The organism is Richelia sinica FACHB-800 (assembly GCF_014698825.1).
Classification (GTDB): domain Bacteria; phylum Cyanobacteriota; class Cyanobacteriia; order Cyanobacteriales; family Nostocaceae; genus FACHB-800.
Genome location: NZ_JACJTT010000006.1, coordinates 52316 through 71582, shown reverse-complemented (window position 1 = coordinate 71582; position 19267 = coordinate 52316). Strand labels below are relative to the sequence as shown.

Sequence of the window (19267 nt, the reverse complement as noted above, 5' to 3'; positions counted from 1 at the left end):
ACTTGCCGATTGGCAGAGCCTGTATTTTTAAATTTATTTGTATTTGTTCTTGATTTGTTTAGTTTTGTGCATCCATGCCATCCTTGAATCTGGCGATCGCTCGTCTAGTCAATACTGGTCCCGATAACTTCGCCATCTGGGTGGTTAAAGCGCCCTATCCCAGTGGTTATGTTCTGCGTGACTGTGTTTTTTCCGCAGAACTAAGTCAGGCTTGGCAAGAATGGCAACAGATGTTTGCTGGTCATAGTCACTTGGATATTGCCTCACACCCCACATCTGGTAACACTCATTTCTCACCCCTAGATTTAACTGTGCCATCCCTTGGTTCAGCCCCTAACCCCTACAGCAGTAGGCTGATGCAATATTTAGGTATTAGTTTATGGCGTTGGGTCTTTGATGGTCCAATTCTGGGCAGTCTAGAACGAAGCCGGGGTATGGCTATGGGTCAGCATAAGCCATTACGCTTTCAATTGGAAATTCGTGACCCAGATTTAATTGCCCTACCTTGGGAAATTATGCAGCGTGAACCTGGTCAATCAGCAATTTCTCTGTCCCAAGACATCTTGTTTAGCCGCACCACCAGTGAAGTGGAACCACTTCCCCATTTACGCACAGACCAAGCGTTAAATGTCTTGTTGGTGTTAGGATATGACGAAAATCTGGAATTAGATCGAGAAGCGGCTTTACTAGAAAAAACCTTGCTCGACAATAGCCCTTCTGGGAAAACCACCACAGGATATGCTCCTTGTGTAGTCAAAACCCTGGTGCAACCCACACCCCAAGATTTAATTCAAGAACTAGAAACCAAGGCTTATAACGTTTTCTTCTACGCTGGTCATGGACTGCCTGCTCCAGATGGTGGTTTGCTATATTTAGCTCCCAATATGACCATCAATGGGATAGAATTAGCACAAGTATTAAAACACACAGGTGTGAAGTTGGGAGTGTTTAATGCTTGTTGGGGCGCGCAACCAGCAGCAATTAATCACCAAGCTATACCTGCTAGCAGTTTAGCGGAAGTGCTGATTCGTCACGGTGTACCAGCGGTGTTAGGGATGCGGGATGAAATCGCTGACCGAGAAAGTCATAGTTTTATTCAAGCCTTTGCCGAAGCTTTGCGATCGCGTAAACCTATAGATGAAGCTGTGTCTGCCGCTAGACAAGAACTGCTGACTTTGTATAAATTTAATCAACCGGCTTGGACACTGCCAGTGCTGTACTTACATCCTGATTTTAATGCTGAACTGATTAAAAGCTTGGATGAAGGAATTACCGAACTACCCGATACTGCCATTTATGGTGCAACTTCTTCTTCTCCGAAGGCCCGCTTACGCTCTCTCTCTGGCAACGGTAAAAGCTGGTCACTGCGTTCTGGTGTCACCCGGATTGGTCGCACTAAAGATAACGATATTGTCATCCCTGACCTTTATATTTCTAAACGTCATGCAGAAATTTTATGCCGCAATACCCAAAACCGGGGTAACTCTGCACGCACCTATTATCTTCAAGATTTTTCTACCTATGGCACAACTTGGTATTTAGGTGCTGATGGTTGGCAACAAATCCTGCGGGAAGAAGTACCCCTAACATCAGGAATGCAGCTAAAGTTTGGCAGTGTACAAGGAGAAGTTTGGGAGTTTATTATTGATGATTCCTCCCTCTAGACTTATCCCTTACCCCTTTGGTGACTGTTAAGCTAATTACACCATTGTCAACAGGAATCTACTTCCTATTTTGCGGAAAACAGATTGTTCCACTTGTAGCTGTCAACAGAGCTAATTAATTAATTGTGAGGCGAAAAATGACAAAGCAAATCAACAATTCAGACACTTTCTATACCGTACCATCATTAGTCGAGCTAGATTTGTTAGAAACTTTGCTGACTTCAGATACCCAAGCTTATCCGTGGAATCCATCAGCACCAGAAAGCGAAGCTTATTTTCACCAATTAGAAGAAGAATTTGCCTGTGAAGATTTATTTGATGCAGAACTGACAACAGGTAGCGCCAATTTTTATCACCAGTTAGATCATCTTTGGTGCCAATTCTCCGCTCCTGAGATGGACAGGGAGACGCAAACAGTGGAAAATAAACTGCTAGCTGCTTTACATCATCATTTTACCAACTTGATGCCAGCCAATTTGCTCAACACTATTGCCCAAAAAGCCACTGAATTGGTGAGTCTGACCGATGCCACCAGTGACAAATTAGTTCAATGTGTGCAATCTTTACTCCCCAACTGGGAAAATGATGATTTGTTAGTCTTAGCTCGACCCTATGCTTATGCTATGCGTAGCAGTGAAAAACAAAATCTCACATCCATAATTAATAACTGCGGTGAACGTGAGTGGCATGAACTGTCAGAGATTGAACAAGCAAAAATTAGTTTAGCGATCGCTCATTATGCTTTTCAACAACTGCAAGAATCGGACACAGAAGCTTAAGTTGCAGAGTTGTTGAAGCTGGCATAGCCCTAGACAAGGCAGTTAAGACATTAACTAAAACTAAAATATAGACCATCAAAGGTTTTGAGAATTGTCACTGTTCGGCTGACGCGGTAGTTAAGCGTAGTTCAAACTCACGGCAAGCCTGTCAACTGCCATATTATAGAAGCCTTCTATTTAATTTTTCCAGATATACTCCTCTATCTCCCTTTCTTTCCCTGGTAAAGTTCCCAGTTGGTTTTGGGATTACCTGTATGGGGATGAGATACATTTCACTTTGGATTAATAAACCGAGTCGCGAAATTTTGCGATCGCGTTGGTGATAAGGCCCTAGCTTTAAGAATTGCTGCCATCAAAAAGGCGTAAGATAAAACCCCTACCACTACTAAAAGCAAAGCATTAATAGAACCTGTAGCATTCCACAAAGCATGAAGTCCAGCCGCACTCAAATAACCAACAGCAAGAATTTGCCAGCCCAGGGACGGTTTCAGGACAGCTAAACCAATAAAATAGCCTAAATAGCCACTATAGGCCATATGTCCAGCTACAGAACCTAAAATACGGGGAATTAGTAGCTGTAAACCCACAAGCTGACCAGTTCCCACCCCTGCTTGTTGAGTCACATTTTGGGTAATTACTGGTACATATTGACCAAGGGTTTCTAATAACGTAAAACCCACAGCCGAAGCAGTCCCTAAAAGAATTCCATCTAAAGGTTCCTGAACCCCAATCCTTTCCCGCCAAGGTGAAGGTAAAGAATTAGCAATTAAATATACACCTAAAACTGGTAAAGCTTTGAGAGATTCTTCCATTAACCCAGCCCCGAAAAACATTCGCACTAGTAACTCTGTGAAAGTTATTGGTTCTTGGGGAGAAGGCAAACTACCAGGTAGAATCACCCGAAAGACAAAAATAAAGAAATCTAATAGTGGACTGAGGAGAATTAACATTGTGGTCAATGCCATCGACATCAGTATCCACCAAGGCTTAGTCTTGCCACACAATTGATAAACAAAATAGTAAGCAGCAAAAGCGATATAAGAACCCACAATCACTTGATTGGCTTTGGGATGACCAACAGTAGCAAACATCAGCACCACAAAAACTACCGTGAGGATACCAGGAATCAGGTAAGCCTTGCGGGTTAAGTCTTTACCAGTGGAAATAATCGGAAATAGTTGAGTAAAGCTAACAGAATCTGGCTCTAAAGGAGTGGATGAGAGGGATGTGGCTTGACTAGTCATCACCGTTGGTTGAGAGACAAATTCATATTCAAAGATGAATTGTGGCCCATCTGCACCGAGAGAAATGCGATCGCCTAAATGTAACTCTTGGCATCCTTCCAAAAGTTGCCCATTTAAAAAAGTGCCATTGGCACTATTTAAATCGCAAATTACCCAAGTGGATTTTCGGTCTGGAGATAAAGGCAGAGGGCGAACTACTGCATGACGACGAGATACCATCCGGTACATCATGGCATCCAAGACAACTTGGCAGCTAGAGTCCCTACCAATCACCATCTCATGATTAGAAGGGAGTAAATAGCGAGATTCTGGCCCAGCAGCAGATCCATTACTAGACACTAGCCGCAGAAATGCATTATGTCTTGCGTTTTTGCCTGTCATCGAGTTAGTGAGGGTATCTAAACAAGTTCTAGTTGTGGCAGTAGACTGAACCTTAGCTACATAAACAGCAGCAGTATTGCTAAATTCCACTATAGCTTTACTCAATGGGAAGAAATGGAAAATTCCCTACGCAAAATTGAAAATAGTTCTAGCTTTTACTGCTTGCTTGTTATTAGTCAAGTTATCATAACCTCACTTTTGATCGGGTGTGGGGTGTTATACCAATTAAAAATGAAAAATTCAAAATTAAAAGTTGGAAACCGATGATTTACCAAGGGTTTCCGGTTTATAAAATCGCCTGGTAAAAACAAATGGGTATTAGCTATCACAGCCAGAAAAGTCAACAAAATTAAACTCAACTCAATATTAAGTATTTTGTATTACTTCTCAATCGCTTTTACACCATTCCTCACCTAAGTCAAAATTATTTCTGCCTTAAATTCACACCTAAACTAAACCAAATTCTGCCATAGCATGAGGAAAGTTTTTATTTTCATGCCCTGAGCGACTCAATTTAATTAAGGCAAACCTTTGTAATGGTGTTAAAGCTAACCATTGTTCTCCGGTAATTGTGACACCAATTGATTGTGCTTTTTCTTGAACAGTTTCCGGGATATTTGGATTTAGCCAAGGTGGGTGAGGTTCAATTAATAACTTACTAGCAGGGATGTTCGTCCGTGCGAGAATTAATTGTTCTACGTAATCTTGATAAGCTTGAATTTCTGCTGGTGTTGAGCAGGGTAAAGTAACTAAACTTTCCCGTTCATCAGTAGTCATTTCATGCCAAGCTGATAATTTGAGCTTAATACCACAGGTATCTAATTTGTATCGTACCTGCATAGGAATGCAACGTAAGGAATCTACAAAATCTGCTTCAAATGCAAAGAATTCCGTCATGGTTTAACTTCTCCTTCTTTCTTCTAATTTCAATAGCATTTCTGCGTGCATTTCACGGGTGATAGGATAGAAAAAAGTCAAAATTAAACCCACAATTAAGCAAACAGTTGGGATTGGCCCAACAGCAATACGAATAGCTAAAAGTGCTGAATCTGGTTGTATAGGTAATATACTTTGTCCTGGCACAGCTTCCTTAAAGCCTGATATTTGTAAGGAATTACCTACTAGAAATAAACCAAATGCTAAACCAAATTTTTGTAATAACACCATGAACCCATAGAAAATACCTTCGCGTCTTTTTCCTGTTTGTAGTTCATCTAATTCAATCACATCTGGCATCATTGACCAAGGTACAAGGTAAGCTGTAGAAACTCCACACCCAGCCATCACTGCCATCAAATACATCAAACCTATTTGATTTGGTTGGAGGAAAAATAAACCGGCAGCGGCAATAATCCACAAAATCATACCGAAAAAATACACCAATTTTTTGCCTATTCTGCGACTTAAATAACTCCAAACAAACAACATCAGTAACGCTGTACCTTGAACAGCTATCATTAGAGTGGGTACATCCGATTCCTTCAGTTTCATGCAGTAAATAACAAAATAAGGAATGATACTAGCTGTAATTTGTACACCTAACCAAGAAAAGAGATATATAGCAATTACATAGAGAAAAGGCTTGTTAGTAAAGGCAATTTTTATTTGCTCAAGAAAAGAGATTGATTCTGATTCCTCCCGTTCCAGCCTTTTGGCTTCAAAAGCTAGAATGCGATCGCGTGTGCCAAATACGCACCAATACAAAGATAGAACAGAAATCACTGTGCAAATGGCTGCTAACACAACATACTGCTGTTGACGGTCAGCCACATGATCAAAAATAACCTTTGATAATACCAAAGAAAGAATACTGCCACCAATGGAAAAAGTGAAGCGAAAGCTATTTAGGCTAGTGCGTTCATCGTAATCTTGAGTTAATTCTGGTGTCATTGCCGTATAAGGCAAATTCACCACTGTAAAACATGCTTGAGATATCACACCAATGGCGACATAGTACCAGAATAATGGCCAAATATTCTCATTGGGAACACTGCTAAACTGGGGGACAATCCACTGCAAGAAAAAGAATAAACCAAAAGGAATTGCTCCATATAATAACCAAGGCAGACGACGACCCCAGCGACGAGATTTAGTCCTATCAGTTAGTAATCCTACAAATGGGTCATTAACCGCATCCCAAATTTTCCCAATCATCAAAATACTGCCAGCTAAACCTGCGGGAATCCCAGCAACATTAGTAAAGAAAACCATGAGAAAAAAGATAGCAATATTGGAAGTAATTGCTGGGCCTAAATCTCCTGCCCCATAGGCTAATTTAGTAGGAAAATCTAATTTTTCGGATGTTGATTTTTTGTGTAAATCACCATCGTCGTCAAAATCTTTTGTCATAAATCGCGGTTGTATTAAAATATAAAGTTTGCATTAGCCTGAACTACTACATCACAATCACTTCCCTGAGTTTTATGCCAGACCTTTACATCTCTTGGTCAGATTATCACCATAAAATTGAACAATTAGCTGTCAAGATTTATCAATCGGGGTGGCAATGCAACCAAATCGTTTGTCTTTCCAGGGGTGGATTACGGATAGGAGATATTCTGTCCCGTATATATAACCAACCGTTAGCTATTTTGGCAACCTCTTCTTACAACGGCCCTGGTAAGCAGGATCGGGGCAAGTTAGTGATTGCTCCTCACTTGACCATGACTACGGAGCAATTAGGGTCAAGAATTTTGTTAGTAGATGACTTAGTTGATTCTGGCATTACCCTGGAGCAAACCGTTCCTTGGCTGAAACAATATGGTCATGGCCAAGTAGAAGAAATTCGTACTGGTGTAATTTGGTATAAAGCCTGTTCAGTGGTTGCGCCTGATTATTACGTAGATTATCTACCGGATAACCCTTGGATTCATCAACCTTTTGAACATTACGAACAAATCACACCTGCACAGTTGATGTAAGAGGAGTTCAGAAGTTCAGAAGTTCAGGAGTTCAGGAATTCAGAAGTTCAGGAGTTCAGGAGTTCAGGAGTTCAGGAGTGGAACTTTCAAATTGGCATGAAATCCCAAGTTTTAGTAAAGCCATAACCAAAAGGGCAGAGTCACTAACAACAAAATCACTCCCATTGCTAAAGCGGTTACTGCTAACTCACGATCTAAACCAAAGTTTTCAGCCATAACTAGGGTAGCGAAGGCTGGAGGCATTGCCATCTCTAATAGGACTACTTTTGCAGGTGAACCAGTCACTCCTAACAAAGGCAAAATACTGCCTAAAAGCAAGGGGACGATGAGCATTTTAATTGTCAGGCTACTGCCGGCTTGTGGTAATTTATGCCAAGAATTCAGGCGTGAGAGTCGCATTCCCATTAAGATGAGGGTCAAAGCTACGCAAATCCAGGCTAATTTTTCTAGTCCAAATTCCATGAATGGGGGAATGGAAACTTGCCGAAAGAGCAAGCCAAAGCCAAAACTCCATAGGGCAGGATTAAAAAAGATAGCCTTGGTTACTTGTTGCTGGTGTTCGGTTGCGTTACCAAAATGGGCAGCTAGGGCGACACCAACCACATAAGCGCCCAAAAAAGAGCCTAATAAATCATAGAATAGGGCCCAAGCAAAGTATTCTTTTCCCACCAGGGCTAAAACGACGGGAAAGCCTACATAACCTGTATTTCCCACCATAGCCGCTAGAATCAAACTCCCCTGAGTAGATGGTTGGGGTACAGAATTTGTGAAATACTCTTGACCTTTAATGCCTAACCAAGCTAGAAATGCCCCTAGTAAAATGGCCAAGTGGGCGATCGCTGGAGCAATCCAAATCTGCCCAGATAAATCCGTTAATCGTAAAAAAGATACTATGCTGATTGGTACTCCTACCCAATATAAAAACTGCCCTAATTGGTTAGGAGATTTAGCTGGTAATATTCTGCCCAGAAAACAGCCTAGTAGGACTAATCCCACTAACCTCACGTATAGTGCTAAAAGATTTGTCAAGATTTTGTCTAGGAATGCAAATGTAAAATGATACCTATGATCTTGATTTTTTTCCAGTCTAAAATTTTTAGTAAGTTTTAAATACAAGCAGGAGCAGAAACTTGAATAAAGCAGGGTTTTCTGGAAAACCGCAACACTCATCAGGCACTGGAGATGATATTCCAGTCGCTTTTCGCGAAACTCCTGATGTAGTTTCCAAAGTAAGCATTCCACCTTTATTTTTACTGGCTGGTGGTGTGGTCGGATTTATCCTGCTTGCTGTCATTAGTGGTTTCTTGTTTTATGTCACATCACCTCAAAAAGCCACAACTAATTCCCCAACCACTCCTACCACCTCTCCTACTAACAACAGTGATGCAGTATTAGGGCATTTGGCATATCCAGAAGCACCAGAGTCAGAATTAGTGCCAATTACCGCTGATGGACGGATGAGGATGAGAAAAGCCGCTGCTCAAAAGTATCAAGAAATGGCGGAAGCTGCCCGACGGTCAGGTGTAATTTTGGTACCAATTTCTGCCTTTCGCTCTATTCAAGAACAACAGCAATTATTTTTTGGGGTTGGTGCTCAACGTAATCAAAGACCTATCGAAAGAGCAGCTTTAAGTGCGCCTCCTGGTCATAGCGAACATCATACAGGTTATGCAGTAGATATTGGTGATGGGGAAGTACCAGCTACTAATTTGCAGCCAAATTTCGACAATACTAAAGCTTATAAATGGTTAGAAGCTAATGCCGCTCGTTTTAGCTTTGAATTGTCTTTTCCCAAGGATAATCCTCAAGGTGTGAGTTATGAGCCTTGGCATTGGCGTTTTGTTGGTGATAGTGCCAGCTTAGAAACTTTCTACAAAGCTAGAAATGTTAAACCGGTGCAGACACCTTAAACCAGGGTTGAGGGTAAGAGAATATAAATTAATATACATCTGGTGAAAATGAATGTAGAGACGTTCCGACGGAATGTCTCTACATGGCTTTAAAACCATGCATATTTAATTACCCCCAGAAGTGCAATGGATTAAGGTTTGCGAATATATCCCCATTTTCCACCTAGAAAGTGCGTTTGACCTGTTTGATTATCTACTTTTATTTCTCCTCCCACATTTACCAATCCTAAACCACCAGAAAAAGGTTTAGCACAGTTGAAATTGGCTGGAATCAACAATTCACCATATTCATTAATATATCCCCATTTACCTGATATTTTGACAGGGGCTAATCCTTCTGAAAACATATCTCCATCATCAAATTGTGGCTCGATCACAACTTGTCCAGTGATATCTATGTAGCCAAATTTTTTACCTGTTTTGACTAATGCCAAACCTTCAGAAAAATTTCTAGCTTCATCAAACTCAGGAAAAATGACCGTACCACCTGATTTATTAATGTATCCCCATTTACCTGATATTTTGACTGCTGCTAGGTCTGATACAAATGATTTAGCCTCCTCAAATTGAGGATTAATAATAATTGTGCCGACTTGATCAATATATCCCCATTGATTAGCGATTTTGACTGCTGCCACACCTTCGCTAAAGGATAAGCCATCATCTAATTTTAATTTAGTAATTCGCTTGGCAGTTTTATCAATATAGCCAATATAAGGATTTTTATAATTATTTATTTTGACTAGGGCTAGTCCTTCTGTAAAAGGTGTAACTGTATCATATTCAAGGCGACCAACCAATTTTGCTGTTTTATCAATGTAACCCCATTTATAACCCATCTTTACAGCCGCTATTCCTTCAGAAAATGGCTCAATCCAGTCATACTTTAGTTGGGAAATTCTTTCTGGTGAAGAATCATTTAAATAAATATAATTATTAATACGCCGATGGGTAAATGTATTATTTTTAATCGCTTTAGGGTCAAATTTACCCGGTGATTGAGAATAAACAGTAGCTTTGAGTAGTTTTGCTAACGCATCATCATCTTTGCGTAAATCTTCATAAAAGAAGAGAACTTCACCTGGAATTCCCGCTTCTCGATTATATTTTATGGCGGAAACAATGAAATGTTCTTTCTCATTTTCTCCTTGTGTTGGGTTTGATGTTAGAGTCTTTTGTAATAAAAGACCCGGAGTTAATAGAGGTAATTGTTGTTGCGTAAATTGTTCTTTTTTGAGTGTATCTATGGTACTATTATAAGCAGCAAATTCTCTTCTATATAACTGGGGATGAATTAAATCAACTAATCCCAAATCAACCCAAGTTTGAGAGTCTTGGAGGTAGTTCTCATAACCCCAAGGATAAATACTAGGTGACATGGAAATAACTAATTCGGGATTAACATTAATTATTGCTCGATACAAGCGATTTAAGAAATTGGAAAGGATATCAGCCCGCCATCTTACCCATTGTTTCCATTGTTGTATCCATAGTTTATCTTGCCATAGTGGATCTTGAGAATAACCCCTAGTTGGAGGTTGTGGTGGTTTTTGATTAAACTCTTTTTCATAACGTTGAATATTGTTATCGTTATAACCACCTTCCATGGGTAAAGCGATAAAATGATCGTCTCCTTGGACTCCAGCAACTGCATACTTTTTAGCAACTTCTAAGAATAAACTTAACAGAAAGTCCTGGACTTCATTATCAAGGGGATTTAACCAGTAAAAACCGTTAAGATGCAAATTCTTACCATTATAATCACGGGCTGCCCATTCTGGTTTTTTCTCAATAATTATGCCACCGTTTTTGCCCTGATAAGAACTCATAAATCCATATTCAAACCAAGGGATAACGGCAATATCAACTTTTTGAGCTTCGGCAATTAATTCTGCTAATGGATCTCTATCTTTAAATTCTCTCCGTTCTTTAATTTCGATGCCAAATTTTTCTAGCATTACTTGGCTACGATAATTAGTGGAACCGTTATTCCAAACCACAGGAAATACAACATTAAATCCTGTGTCAGCCAGGAATTTCATTGCCTCAGCAATATTTTTTGGATCATCTAAAACTTGACTATTTGTTGTGGTAATCCAAACACCGCGAATTTCCATAAATTAGCCTTCTCTCACTACAGCTAATCCCTCTACAAAAGCATTAGCTTCATTGAATTGTGGGGGAATGATGAATTTTCCAGTTTTATCGATATAACCCCACCGATTATCCTTTTTTACTCGTGCTAATTCTTCTACAAAGGGGTCAGCAGCATCAAATTGTGGAGGAATAACAAATAATTCTAAACCTGGAATATACTGTGCAGGTACGGTAGGAATTTTGAGGACTCGACAAATAAATGTAGCAATTTCGCCTCTTGTGGCGTTTTGATTAGGCTGTAAACGTCTGATGTCTGGGTAGTTAACAACTATATGGTTTTCTGTTGCTGCTGCCATTGCATTCATGGCATAACTGGGAATTTGCCCGAAATCAGTATAATACTTTTTCAAGGTAGCGATCGCCTCTCCTGCGACCCGATAATTTAACCCTGATACTAAAGCCGTTAAAGCTTGCACGCGGGGAATGGCTTGATTGGGTTTAAAAGTGCGATTGGGATAGCCAGAAAGATAATTAGTCTGATATGCTGAAGCGATCGCTCCAGCAGCCCAATGATTAACTGGTACATCGATAAATGTCATCCCAGGACGAGAAGATGGCTGTTTTGGCAAAGCTGTATAAATAATTGCTGCAAACTCCGCGCGATTTACAGGTGCATCAGGGCGAAAAGTTCCGTCTGGATAGCCTTTTAATATATTAAGTTTTGCAGCAGCGAGAATCGATGTTTTTGCCCAATGATTTTGAATATCTGAAAAAATTGACTCGTTCACCATAAACATGGATATTAGCCCACATTTAGGTAATAATATCTTGTCATCATCAGTTTAGACAAAATACTTTGCAATTAGTAGTATTTTTGCAACAATGCGTTACTATTAGCTCAACTTTAGTTGCTTTTATAGACTAATACCTGTTTTTTAACTTTATTAATCAGTGGTTTTTCAATATAAGAATGAAATAAACATCCTACAATTAAAGCCACGAATAAGATTAATAATTTAGATATATCATTTTGAAAAAATGTTTCTATCTGTATTTTTTTGATTAAAAGAGTTAAATTATTAATAATTGTTCCATGTATCAGATAGATAGAATAAGAAGCATCCCCTAAATAAACCCAAACTTTAGGCACTTTAATTTCTTGTACTAATTCTATTGATGCTGCACCCAAAATTATGAGAAATGAAGGTATACCATAGTAAATAAAACCAAGCTCTTCTAGAGATGTTTTAATTCCTTGTGCTCTCATCACAGGTGAGGCTAATGTGCTATCGGCGATCCCATTGATATAATTAACAGTTGCTATTGATGATAAAGTGAATAAAATCATCCCTGTAGCTAAGATTATTTTCCCTGATTTAATTTTATATTCTTTGACTATATATGCTGCCAAGCACCCAAAACCAAACTCTAGATGATGATAACTAAAAATAAATTTAAAAATTAAATTGTTTTGGTTAAAAGCAAAAATATTAGCTGTATATAATAACCAATAAATTCCTAACAACCCTAACCAAATTATAACTACTACTTTGAGATATCTAAATCCAGCAATCATCGTTAAGCTAAAAATTAAGTAAAAGAAAATTTCATAGCTTAAAGTCCAGCTAACATTAACTAGAGGTGGATCAGGATAAGGAAATAGAACTATAGAACTCAAAGCAGTAAATATATCAATCTCTTTTCTGCTCACTAACAGTCTAGGAATGAGTACCAACCAATATACTGGATAAACTCTAATAAATCGTTTAATCAAAAAATCCTTAAGCTTATGTTTTTTACCTATATCAATTTTATGGATATAAAAAATAATAAAACCACTCAAGACAAAGAAAAAGTTGACTCCTACATGAGCAAAAACAAAACTATTACCAAAAAGCACCTGTTGTAAATTAATAGCAGTCATAGTCGTGCCATGATAAAGCAACACTAAAATTGCTGCTAAACCTCGAAATGCTTGTAAAAGATTTAGTTGCTTTCTTGATAATGCACTCATGATAAAAAATCCTTAGATATCGCTATACATCTTGATTAATTACTTGTTCATAAATATTTATCAATTGGTGATAATTCGCTGCTGGTGTATACTTACTTTGATAAGTTAATTGGGCATTTTTTCCCATGTTTATCATGTCTTGAGGATGATTTTTTGCCCAAATAATGGTTTTAGCTAAAGCCACAGAATCTCCTGGTGTATAATGTAATCCTGTTACTCTATCTTCTATAATCTCTGCCATACTACCTAGTTTAGGGGCAATTACAGGTAACCCACAGGCAAAAGCTTCAGCAATAGTCAAAGGAAAACCTTCATACCAAATAGAAGGAAATACCAAAAATAGGGCTTGATTCATTAAGTTTAAAACTTGATTTTTATCCTGAAATCCTAGAAATGCAATCCATTCTTTAGCTCTACTATTAACAACCTTGGCTTCTAATTCTTTTCGTAAAGGTCCATCACCAACAATTTTCAAAGGAATAGATATATTCTGTTGAATATAAGCATCAATTAAAACTGAAACTCCCTTTTCTGCCGAGAGTCTACCCACAAAAATTAGATATTTTTTGTCCTGTTCATGATCTTGGTAAAATTGTTCATTAAACACGAAGTTGGGCTTAATATGAAACTTATCTGCTGGTAAACCAGCTTGTATCATTTTTTCTTTTTGAAAGTTAGTAAATACAATATAAGCATCTACCTTTTCCTGCCAGGTATGCTGTATTCGATGCCAAGCATTCATGGTCATCACCACTGCGCTTTGTAGGTGAGAATTGCGATAACATCCATGTATAACACTAGATACCTGTACAGTTTTACCAATACAATTTTCGCAAATTTCACCATCTCGAAATGGCATCGCTTTAGGACAAGCAAGTCTGTAGTTATGTAGAGTTTGAACTACAGGTATTTGATGAAATTTGCAGGCATCATATATAGAAGGAGATAGCAGCGGAAAGAAGTTATGAACATGTACAATATCTGGACGAAATTCAGATATTTTGCTATTCACCATAGCCTTGGAACTATGGGAATAAATAGCATTAAAACCAGTTAAAGCCTTATCTAATATGTTCTTAATATCATGGTTGTCAACTTCTAGTAAGAATACCTGATGACCATAGCTTTCTAACAACGATTTTTCTGCTTGTACCACCCCATCTTCACCACCTTGTAGTTGGTATCTGTTGTGTAATAATAAAATTTTCATATTTTTATATTCGACTTAGTATTTGATAGCAAATTTATTGTTATGTTCATTAACAAATAAAGATTGACAATAAACCTTCATTTCTTTTCGACGACGACTACCAATCCCTAAGGAAGCTCCAACCATTATTCCTAATGGAGCCATAACAAATATGTAAACGATGACGTTATCAGTAATCATAGCCAAGGCTACCCCAACTAACGCTAAAAAACTTGCTAAATGAATGTGGGCATTTTCTCTGTCATGTTTATCTGACCATTGCCAGTTTTGCCAGGTTTTAATCATTAGTTGCCCATATCCTAATAGCCACAATACCAACCCAATTAAACCGAAATCATGAAATAAGCGTAAATAATCATTATGTGGGTGTGTAAACGCAGAACCAACTCGTTTTTTTAACATCACTCCCACAGAACCAGGTCCTTTACCAATCAAAGGAGATTCCATGGCTGAAGAGTATGTAATTGGCCAAGCTTCACTGCGACCGGATGTGTTAATTTGCACTCCACCAACTGTGGCATTATCTCCTACTTGAGTAAAGCGAGAACGGATAGGTTCTACATAATTAAAAGCTGAATAGGAAACAGTAATTATTAAGAAAATAGTCATACTCATCCTTAACCATCCTTTGAAAGTAGTTAAGGAAATTTGTGATAGAGGCACTAAAATAAGTGCAATCAATAAAGCTGTACGAGAAAAACTAAAAGCTATAGTGAGAATAGTAAAAGTTGTCCATTTTAAACCACCCTCTAAGCGATATCGCCATACTGCTAAATACCAAGTAACCCCAATAATTGCAAATAAAGCAAAAGCACGAGCACCCATAATTCTGCCCGTACCTGGTCCACCAATCAATAAACTTAAACTATATAATCCTACGGATATTTGAATTGCTTTAGGTAATACTTGACTGATATATTCTGGAACTTCCCTGCTACGGTGGCTTTGGACGGTACTCAAAACTAGAAAACCGATAAAAGCCAGATATACAAATAGATTTTGTACCACCATGACCGGTGACAATTGGGAGTAATGCCAGAGCCAACTAATGAAAGCAATGATAAGAAATGCACATAGCCAAGACAACAGTAAAATTATTTTGGGTAACTTATAACGGCTAAAAATTAGTAACCAACAACAGGGGGCTACTAAAATTGTCATAGCACCTAGAGCCGTGATACCCCCTAAATTCACCACTCTGATTAAATCTGTCAATCCATTGAGGATTAGTGTTAGAGATAAGAAAATTTGATAAACATTCATATTAGCTCTAACCTAATTGCAAATTTGGTGAATTTTTGGCAACTACTTCTCTATATAACTGAGCTAAATACAAGCCTTTATTTTCCCAGCTAAAAGCTTTTTTCACCCGTTCTTGTCCAGCTTTACTCATAGATAATCTTAGTTCTGAGTCCTGTGCTAAATATTCCATAGCTTTAGCTAGGTCAGAGACAGTCTGTTTGGGTGTGTACGCTTTGATTTTAAAGCCCGTTTCCGTTGTTACTTGAATCCCTGGGCCTCCTAAATCTAAGCACACTACTGGTAGTCCTGCGGCCATTGCTTCTAAACAAACAAATCCTCCTGATTCATGTAAGCTGGGATGAACTAAAACATTACAAGATTTAATTTTATTTAAGGTTTGTTCACGAGATAAATTACCCCAAAATTTAACTTTTTCACTAATGCCTAAATCTTGAACTAATTTTTCTAAATTAGCTCTTTCCCTACCATCACCAATAATCCAATATTCAGCATTTGAGACCTTAGCTTGGGCAAATGCAGTTAATCCCAGATGAAATCCTTTCCAATGCAAAAGTCTACCAACACTGATAAATTTCAGATGGGAATCATCTCTCAAGGCATTTTTTGCTAGTTGTTCTATTTCCTCCAAAGATAAACCTAGCTGGGAATGAATTTGGATATTTTTTGTGCCAATTTGCTGTAAACGTTGGGCAGTATCTTGAGTAGTTGCCCAGGCTACAACACTACGTTTAGCTGTGAGATGAACTGACGGGTCTTTCTCACCCACCCATCGGGCTAAATTACGGAGATTTTCATACAATTTACCACTCAAACTAAAGTCTTTCCAAAAGCTTTGAGGTGCTGATTCTCCACCACCTACTGGACCCCAAAGAAAGGGAATTGGTAAGAGTGAAACAAAACTAGGGCTGGAATATCTCACATATGTAACATGATGAACGAGATCAAAGCCAATTTGTTGATGAAGAGAACGGCTAATCAAATAAGCCCAAATTTGCCACAAGTAGTGATGAAAATGCACGACTTTATTGGTGAGTTTATGTTGAGGATGCCAATTTAAGTACCAATTAAAGGGATCTAAATAAATAAAATGTAAGTTTGATATGGGATTTTGAGTAATTTCAGTTTCTATCCCTGGACGATGACAGTTAGAAGTGAGTACCCAAACTTGGTGATATTTACTAATTTCTTTAACCACATTCCAACCTACTCCTGGTTCTGACCCTTGATGGGGTTCGCAAGCATATGCGGAAATGAGTATTTTTAATTGTTTTTTGTTTTGGGTATTCATAAATAAAATTAAGTAGGTAAATGTACAAAATACAATCGCAGTTAGCACTGTATCTTTTTTATCAGGCAACTAGCTGTTGATACTTCTGTAAGGCTACCGATGCAATTTTGTCCCACTGTAAATGTTCAAGGGCATAATGCTTTCCTGATAAACCCATTTCTGTCCATTGTGAACGCCGTTGCAGTAAGTTTTTGATTCCTAAAGTCATAGCTGATACTTCCGGTGCTACAACTACACCACAACCGCTAGCTTCAATATGGGGAGCAATTCCTGCTACATCAGAAATCAACAATACCCGTTCTACTAACATTGCTTCTAAAGCAGCTAAACTAAAACCTTCAAACCGGGAAGGAATACAAATTACTTGATAATTTTGCATAATTACTGCCGGAGGAGTCTCGAAATCAGGGTCGATGAAAGACACCTGATGACTAATATTTAATTTGGCAGCTTGTGTTTGTAAATTTTGCTTGTCTCCCTGGTCTGGTCCCTGAATTGTCAAATGAATATTTTCAGTCTGAGCAATGTTAGCGAATGCTGTTAGTAAAATATCTAAGCCTTTGTTGTAAGCATCCAATCTGCCAAAAAATAAAAACTTAACTGGGCTATTTGCTGTTAAATTTGATGGGGCTATGTCTTTAGGTATTTCATGAAGAGCAAAACCATTAGGTAAGGAGAATACTGGCACACTTATGTCTAATTCTTTGATAAATTGACTTTGCCGAGAATCTAAAACTTGAATTGCTTGAGCTTTTCTGAGTAAAGTTTTTTCAAAAATATGCCAATAAGGCCATTTTAAATGGGGATTTTTATTAAAAATAGCAGGGCTGTAGGGATTATGTGGTGCCAGAATGTAGGGAATTTTATATTTGTTGAGGAATCGTGATAAGGAGTAAACACTGGCATGAAAAAGTCCATTTAAAACGACAAGACTATGACTATCTAAAGAATTCCGCACAAAATTTTGCAACCCTTTAGCCAGTTTAAAGCTAGGACTACTACCATGGGGGTTAGCAAAACATCTAATTTCATAACCAGCTTTAGTTACATACGCTGTCTCTGCAAATGTAGAAGGTTGATGCTCACAAAGAATAGTCACTTTTGCACCACAGTTAACCAACCCAGATGCCAAACCATGTACGGCTCTACTGGTTCCATCATTGAGTTTTTCACCGTAAGGGTCAAAATGTTTTAAATAAAGATAAATATTCATGAAACTGATATTAATTCATTATTTATTTGAGCAGCTAATTCGTTAACTAAAGATAGGACTTTAGCTCTTGTCATTGACATTTCTGAAAAATCAATCGCCTCTAGTTGTTTGTTGATACTTTCGTGTTGTAGTAGAGTAATTGCTTGGTTAATTACTTGCTCATCTAAAGCAGATAAGCTGTAGGATGATATGCCAAGAGAAGAGAAAAATCTGTTGATTTTGGTATCTACAGATAGACCAATAACAGGTACACCTTCTGCCAACGCTAAAATAGCTGAATGTAGCCTTGTAGCTATTACGGCATAACTAGAACTCAGGCAGTTTCTTAACTGTTCTAAATTGGCAAAGAGATGAAAAGTAACATTTTTAGATGGTAATTGTTCCAAAATGATTTTAGCTCTAGCTATATCGCCTATATCGCCAGTAGTAAAGAGTTTTACTTGATATTTTGCATGTTCATCTTTTTGAGCTAACCACAAGTTAATGATTTGAATTAAAACTTGATCATATTGCTGTTGATATTTGCTTGATTGGTTGGAGAATTCCATAATATTGACAGCTAATATTCGCTGTTCATTCTCTGAATTTGGCGCTCTGGTTTTCTGCATATCAATTAAAGCAAAATCACCAAAAATAGGCACTGACTCGTTGAGTATTTCTGCCAGTCTACTAGCTGTACCACTATCTCTTGTGGCTATAAAATCACAATTTTGAATAAACTCAGTAATGATTTTACGACCTTGTGGCGACCATTCACCTTCAGCACTACATCCTAAACAAATTAATGGCAGTTTTAGTTGTTTTGCTACCCAGGTAACTGCCGCTAAAGATTGAGGGAAATGTAAATCTAAATCTGATAGTAATGCTCCTCCTCCTACTAAGATAGCGTCAACGCTTTTAAGTTGGGGTATAAGACGTTGAATTAATATCCTTTGACGTAAAGGTCTGAGGGAGAGTTTGAGTAGTTTAATTGTTTGTTGAGGAAAGCTGTGATCATGTTTTACAGATTTATCTCTAGTGATTATTTTATCTACTGGAGGAAAATAAATCTGACTTGATTCTGTGGCTGAATTCTGAGATTTGGGGTGATGTTGAATAGGACGTAATGAACCAAAAGTATAGGGTTGAACTAAACACCCATGTTGATTTAAAAAATCAGTTACACCTTGAAGAATAGCTCTATCTCCTAAGTTGGTTGTATCCCATTCTCCAAAGGCTGCTATTTTCAATTTCTGCTTATTAATAGTTTGCTTTTGATGTTCACTCATAGATTTTTGCACCAT

At 38.1% G+C, this 19267-nt stretch carries 16 protein-coding genes; 4 read left to right on the top strand and 12 right to left on the bottom strand.

Annotated features, from left to right (window positions below):
* Nucleotides 1-74: 74 nt before the first annotated feature.
* Both H6G73_RS07155 and H6G73_RS07150 read left to right on the top strand, forming a co-directional pair.
* Nucleotides 75-1664 carry a CHAT domain-containing protein gene (locus H6G73_RS07155; protein ID WP_190602700.1) on the top strand — a complete coding sequence of 530 codons (1590 nt, stop codon included), beginning with the start codon at nt 75-77 and terminating at the stop codon, nt 1662-1664.
* 137 nt (nt 1665-1801) lie between these two features.
* Nucleotides 1802-2443 carry a hypothetical protein gene (locus H6G73_RS07150; protein ID WP_190602698.1) on the top strand — a complete coding sequence of 214 codons (642 nt, stop codon included), beginning with the start codon at nt 1802-1804 and terminating at the stop codon, nt 2441-2443.
* A gap of 272 nt (nt 2444-2715) precedes the next feature.
* Here H6G73_RS07150 and H6G73_RS07145 read toward each other — a convergent pair whose 3' ends face one another.
* The 3 genes from H6G73_RS07145 to H6G73_RS07135 form a co-directional block, all read right to left on the bottom strand.
* Nucleotides 2716-4068, bottom strand: coding sequence for a PrsW family glutamic-type intramembrane protease (locus H6G73_RS07145; protein ID WP_190602916.1), 1353 nt, complete (start codon nt 4066-4068; stop codon nt 2716-2718).
* A gap of 447 nt (nt 4069-4515) precedes the next feature.
* Nucleotides 4516-4965, bottom strand: coding sequence for a nitrate reductase associated protein (locus H6G73_RS07140; RefSeq protein WP_190602696.1), 450 nt, complete (start codon nt 4963-4965; stop codon nt 4516-4518).
* 3 nt (nt 4966-4968) lie between these two features.
* Nucleotides 4969-6417, bottom strand: coding sequence for an MFS transporter (locus H6G73_RS07135; protein WP_190602694.1), 1449 nt, complete (start codon nt 6415-6417; stop codon nt 4969-4971).
* Nucleotides 6418-6491: 74 nt separating this feature from the next.
* On the opposite strand from H6G73_RS07135, the gene H6G73_RS07130 reads away from it, so the two are divergent.
* The gene (locus H6G73_RS07130) at nt 6492-6989 is read left to right on the top strand and encodes a phosphoribosyltransferase (protein WP_190602693.1); all 498 of its coding nucleotides are present in this window, start codon (nt 6492-6494) and stop codon (nt 6987-6989) included.
* A gap of 111 nt (nt 6990-7100) precedes the next feature.
* Here the strand turns inward: H6G73_RS07130 and H6G73_RS07125 are convergent, their stop codons facing one another.
* On the bottom strand, nt 7101-8018 hold the full coding sequence (locus tag H6G73_RS07125; RefSeq protein ID WP_190602690.1) for an AEC family transporter: 918 nt from the start codon (nt 8016-8018) through the stop codon (nt 7101-7103).
* 101 nt (nt 8019-8119) lie between these two features.
* Here H6G73_RS07125 and H6G73_RS07120 point away from each other — a divergent pair, with 101 nt between their 5' ends.
* Complete coding sequence (locus H6G73_RS07120) at nt 8120-8899, top strand: M15 family metallopeptidase (RefSeq protein ID WP_190602689.1); 780 nt, start codon at nt 8120-8122, stop codon at nt 8897-8899.
* Nucleotides 8900-9030: 131 nt separating this feature from the next.
* Here the strand turns inward: H6G73_RS07120 and H6G73_RS07115 are convergent, their stop codons facing one another.
* From H6G73_RS07115 to H6G73_RS07080, 8 genes are all read right to left on the bottom strand, one after another.
* On the bottom strand, nt 9031-11016 hold the full coding sequence (locus H6G73_RS07115; protein ID WP_190602687.1) for a WG repeat-containing protein: 1986 nt from the start codon (nt 11014-11016) through the stop codon (nt 9031-9033).
* Nucleotides 11017-11019: 3 nt separating this feature from the next.
* Nucleotides 11020-11787: an S-layer homology domain-containing protein gene (locus H6G73_RS07110; RefSeq protein ID WP_190602685.1), complete on the bottom strand. Its 768-nt coding sequence runs from the start codon at nt 11785-11787 to the stop codon at nt 11020-11022.
* 113 nt (nt 11788-11900) lie between these two features.
* A complete protein-coding gene (locus H6G73_RS07105; protein WP_190602683.1) occupies nt 11901-13010 on the bottom strand; it encodes an acyltransferase family protein in 1110 nt (369 codons plus the stop codon).
* 22 nt (nt 13011-13032) lie between these two features.
* Nucleotides 13033-14220 (bottom strand): glycosyltransferase family 4 protein, encoded by a 1188-nt coding sequence (locus H6G73_RS07100; protein ID WP_190602680.1) that lies wholly within the window; start codon nt 14218-14220, stop codon nt 13033-13035.
* Between the two features lie 15 nt (nt 14221-14235).
* A complete protein-coding gene (locus H6G73_RS07095; protein WP_190602678.1) occupies nt 14236-15483 on the bottom strand; it encodes an O-antigen ligase family protein in 1248 nt (415 codons plus the stop codon).
* A gap of 7 nt (nt 15484-15490) precedes the next feature.
* The gene (locus H6G73_RS07090) at nt 15491-16771 is read right to left on the bottom strand and encodes a glycosyltransferase family 4 protein (protein ID WP_190602676.1); all 1281 of its coding nucleotides are present in this window, start codon (nt 16769-16771) and stop codon (nt 15491-15493) included.
* Nucleotides 16772-16832: 61 nt separating this feature from the next.
* Entirely contained in the window at nt 16833-17984 is a 1152-nt protein-coding gene (locus H6G73_RS07085; protein WP_190602674.1) for a glycosyltransferase, read from the bottom strand.
* Nucleotides 17981-19267, bottom strand: a complete 1287-nt coding sequence (locus H6G73_RS07080) for a polysaccharide pyruvyl transferase family protein (RefSeq protein WP_190602672.1) — start codon at nt 19265-19267, stop codon at nt 17981-17983. Before H6G73_RS07080 ends, H6G73_RS07085 begins: the two co-directional genes overlap by 4 nt.

What these genes read in the sequence shown, in the direction of transcription:
- H6G73_RS07145 (WP_190602916.1), bottom strand. Translation starts at nt 4,068, where the DNA reads ATGACAGGCAAAAACGCAAGACATAATGCATTTCTGCGGCTAGTGTCT.
- H6G73_RS07095 (WP_190602678.1), bottom strand. Translation starts at nt 15,483, where the DNA reads ATGAATGTTTATCAAATTTTCTTATCTCTAACACTAATCCTCAATGGA.
- H6G73_RS07155 (WP_190602700.1), top strand. Translation starts at nt 75, where the DNA reads ATGCCATCCTTGAATCTGGCGATCGCTCGTCTAGTCAATACTGGTCCC.
- H6G73_RS07135 (WP_190602694.1), bottom strand. Translation starts at nt 6,417, where the DNA reads ATGACAAAAGATTTTGACGACGATGGTGATTTACACAAAAAATCAACA.
- H6G73_RS07130 (WP_190602693.1), top strand. Translation starts at nt 6,492, where the DNA reads ATGCCAGACCTTTACATCTCTTGGTCAGATTATCACCATAAAATTGAA.
- H6G73_RS07115 (WP_190602687.1), bottom strand. Translation starts at nt 11,016, where the DNA reads ATGGAAATTCGCGGTGTTTGGATTACCACAACAAATAGTCAAGTTTTA.
- H6G73_RS07080 (WP_190602672.1), bottom strand. Translation starts at nt 19,267, where the DNA reads ATGGTGCAAAAATCTATGAGTGAACATCAAAAGCAAACTATTAATAAG.
- H6G73_RS07140 (WP_190602696.1), bottom strand. Translation starts at nt 4,965, where the DNA reads ATGACGGAATTCTTTGCATTTGAAGCAGATTTTGTAGATTCCTTACGT.
- H6G73_RS07090 (WP_190602676.1), bottom strand. Translation starts at nt 16,771, where the DNA reads ATGAATACCCAAAACAAAAAACAATTAAAAATACTCATTTCCGCATAT.
- H6G73_RS07110 (WP_190602685.1), bottom strand. Translation starts at nt 11,787, where the DNA reads ATGGTGAACGAGTCAATTTTTTCAGATATTCAAAATCATTGGGCAAAA.
- H6G73_RS07105 (WP_190602683.1), bottom strand. Translation starts at nt 13,010, where the DNA reads ATGAGTGCATTATCAAGAAAGCAACTAAATCTTTTACAAGCATTTCGA.
- H6G73_RS07100 (WP_190602680.1), bottom strand. Translation starts at nt 14,220, where the DNA reads ATGAAAATTTTATTATTACACAACAGATACCAACTACAAGGTGGTGAA.
- H6G73_RS07150 (WP_190602698.1), top strand. Translation starts at nt 1,802, where the DNA reads ATGACAAAGCAAATCAACAATTCAGACACTTTCTATACCGTACCATCA.
- H6G73_RS07085 (WP_190602674.1), bottom strand. Translation starts at nt 17,984, where the DNA reads ATGAATATTTATCTTTATTTAAAACATTTTGACCCTTACGGTGAAAAA.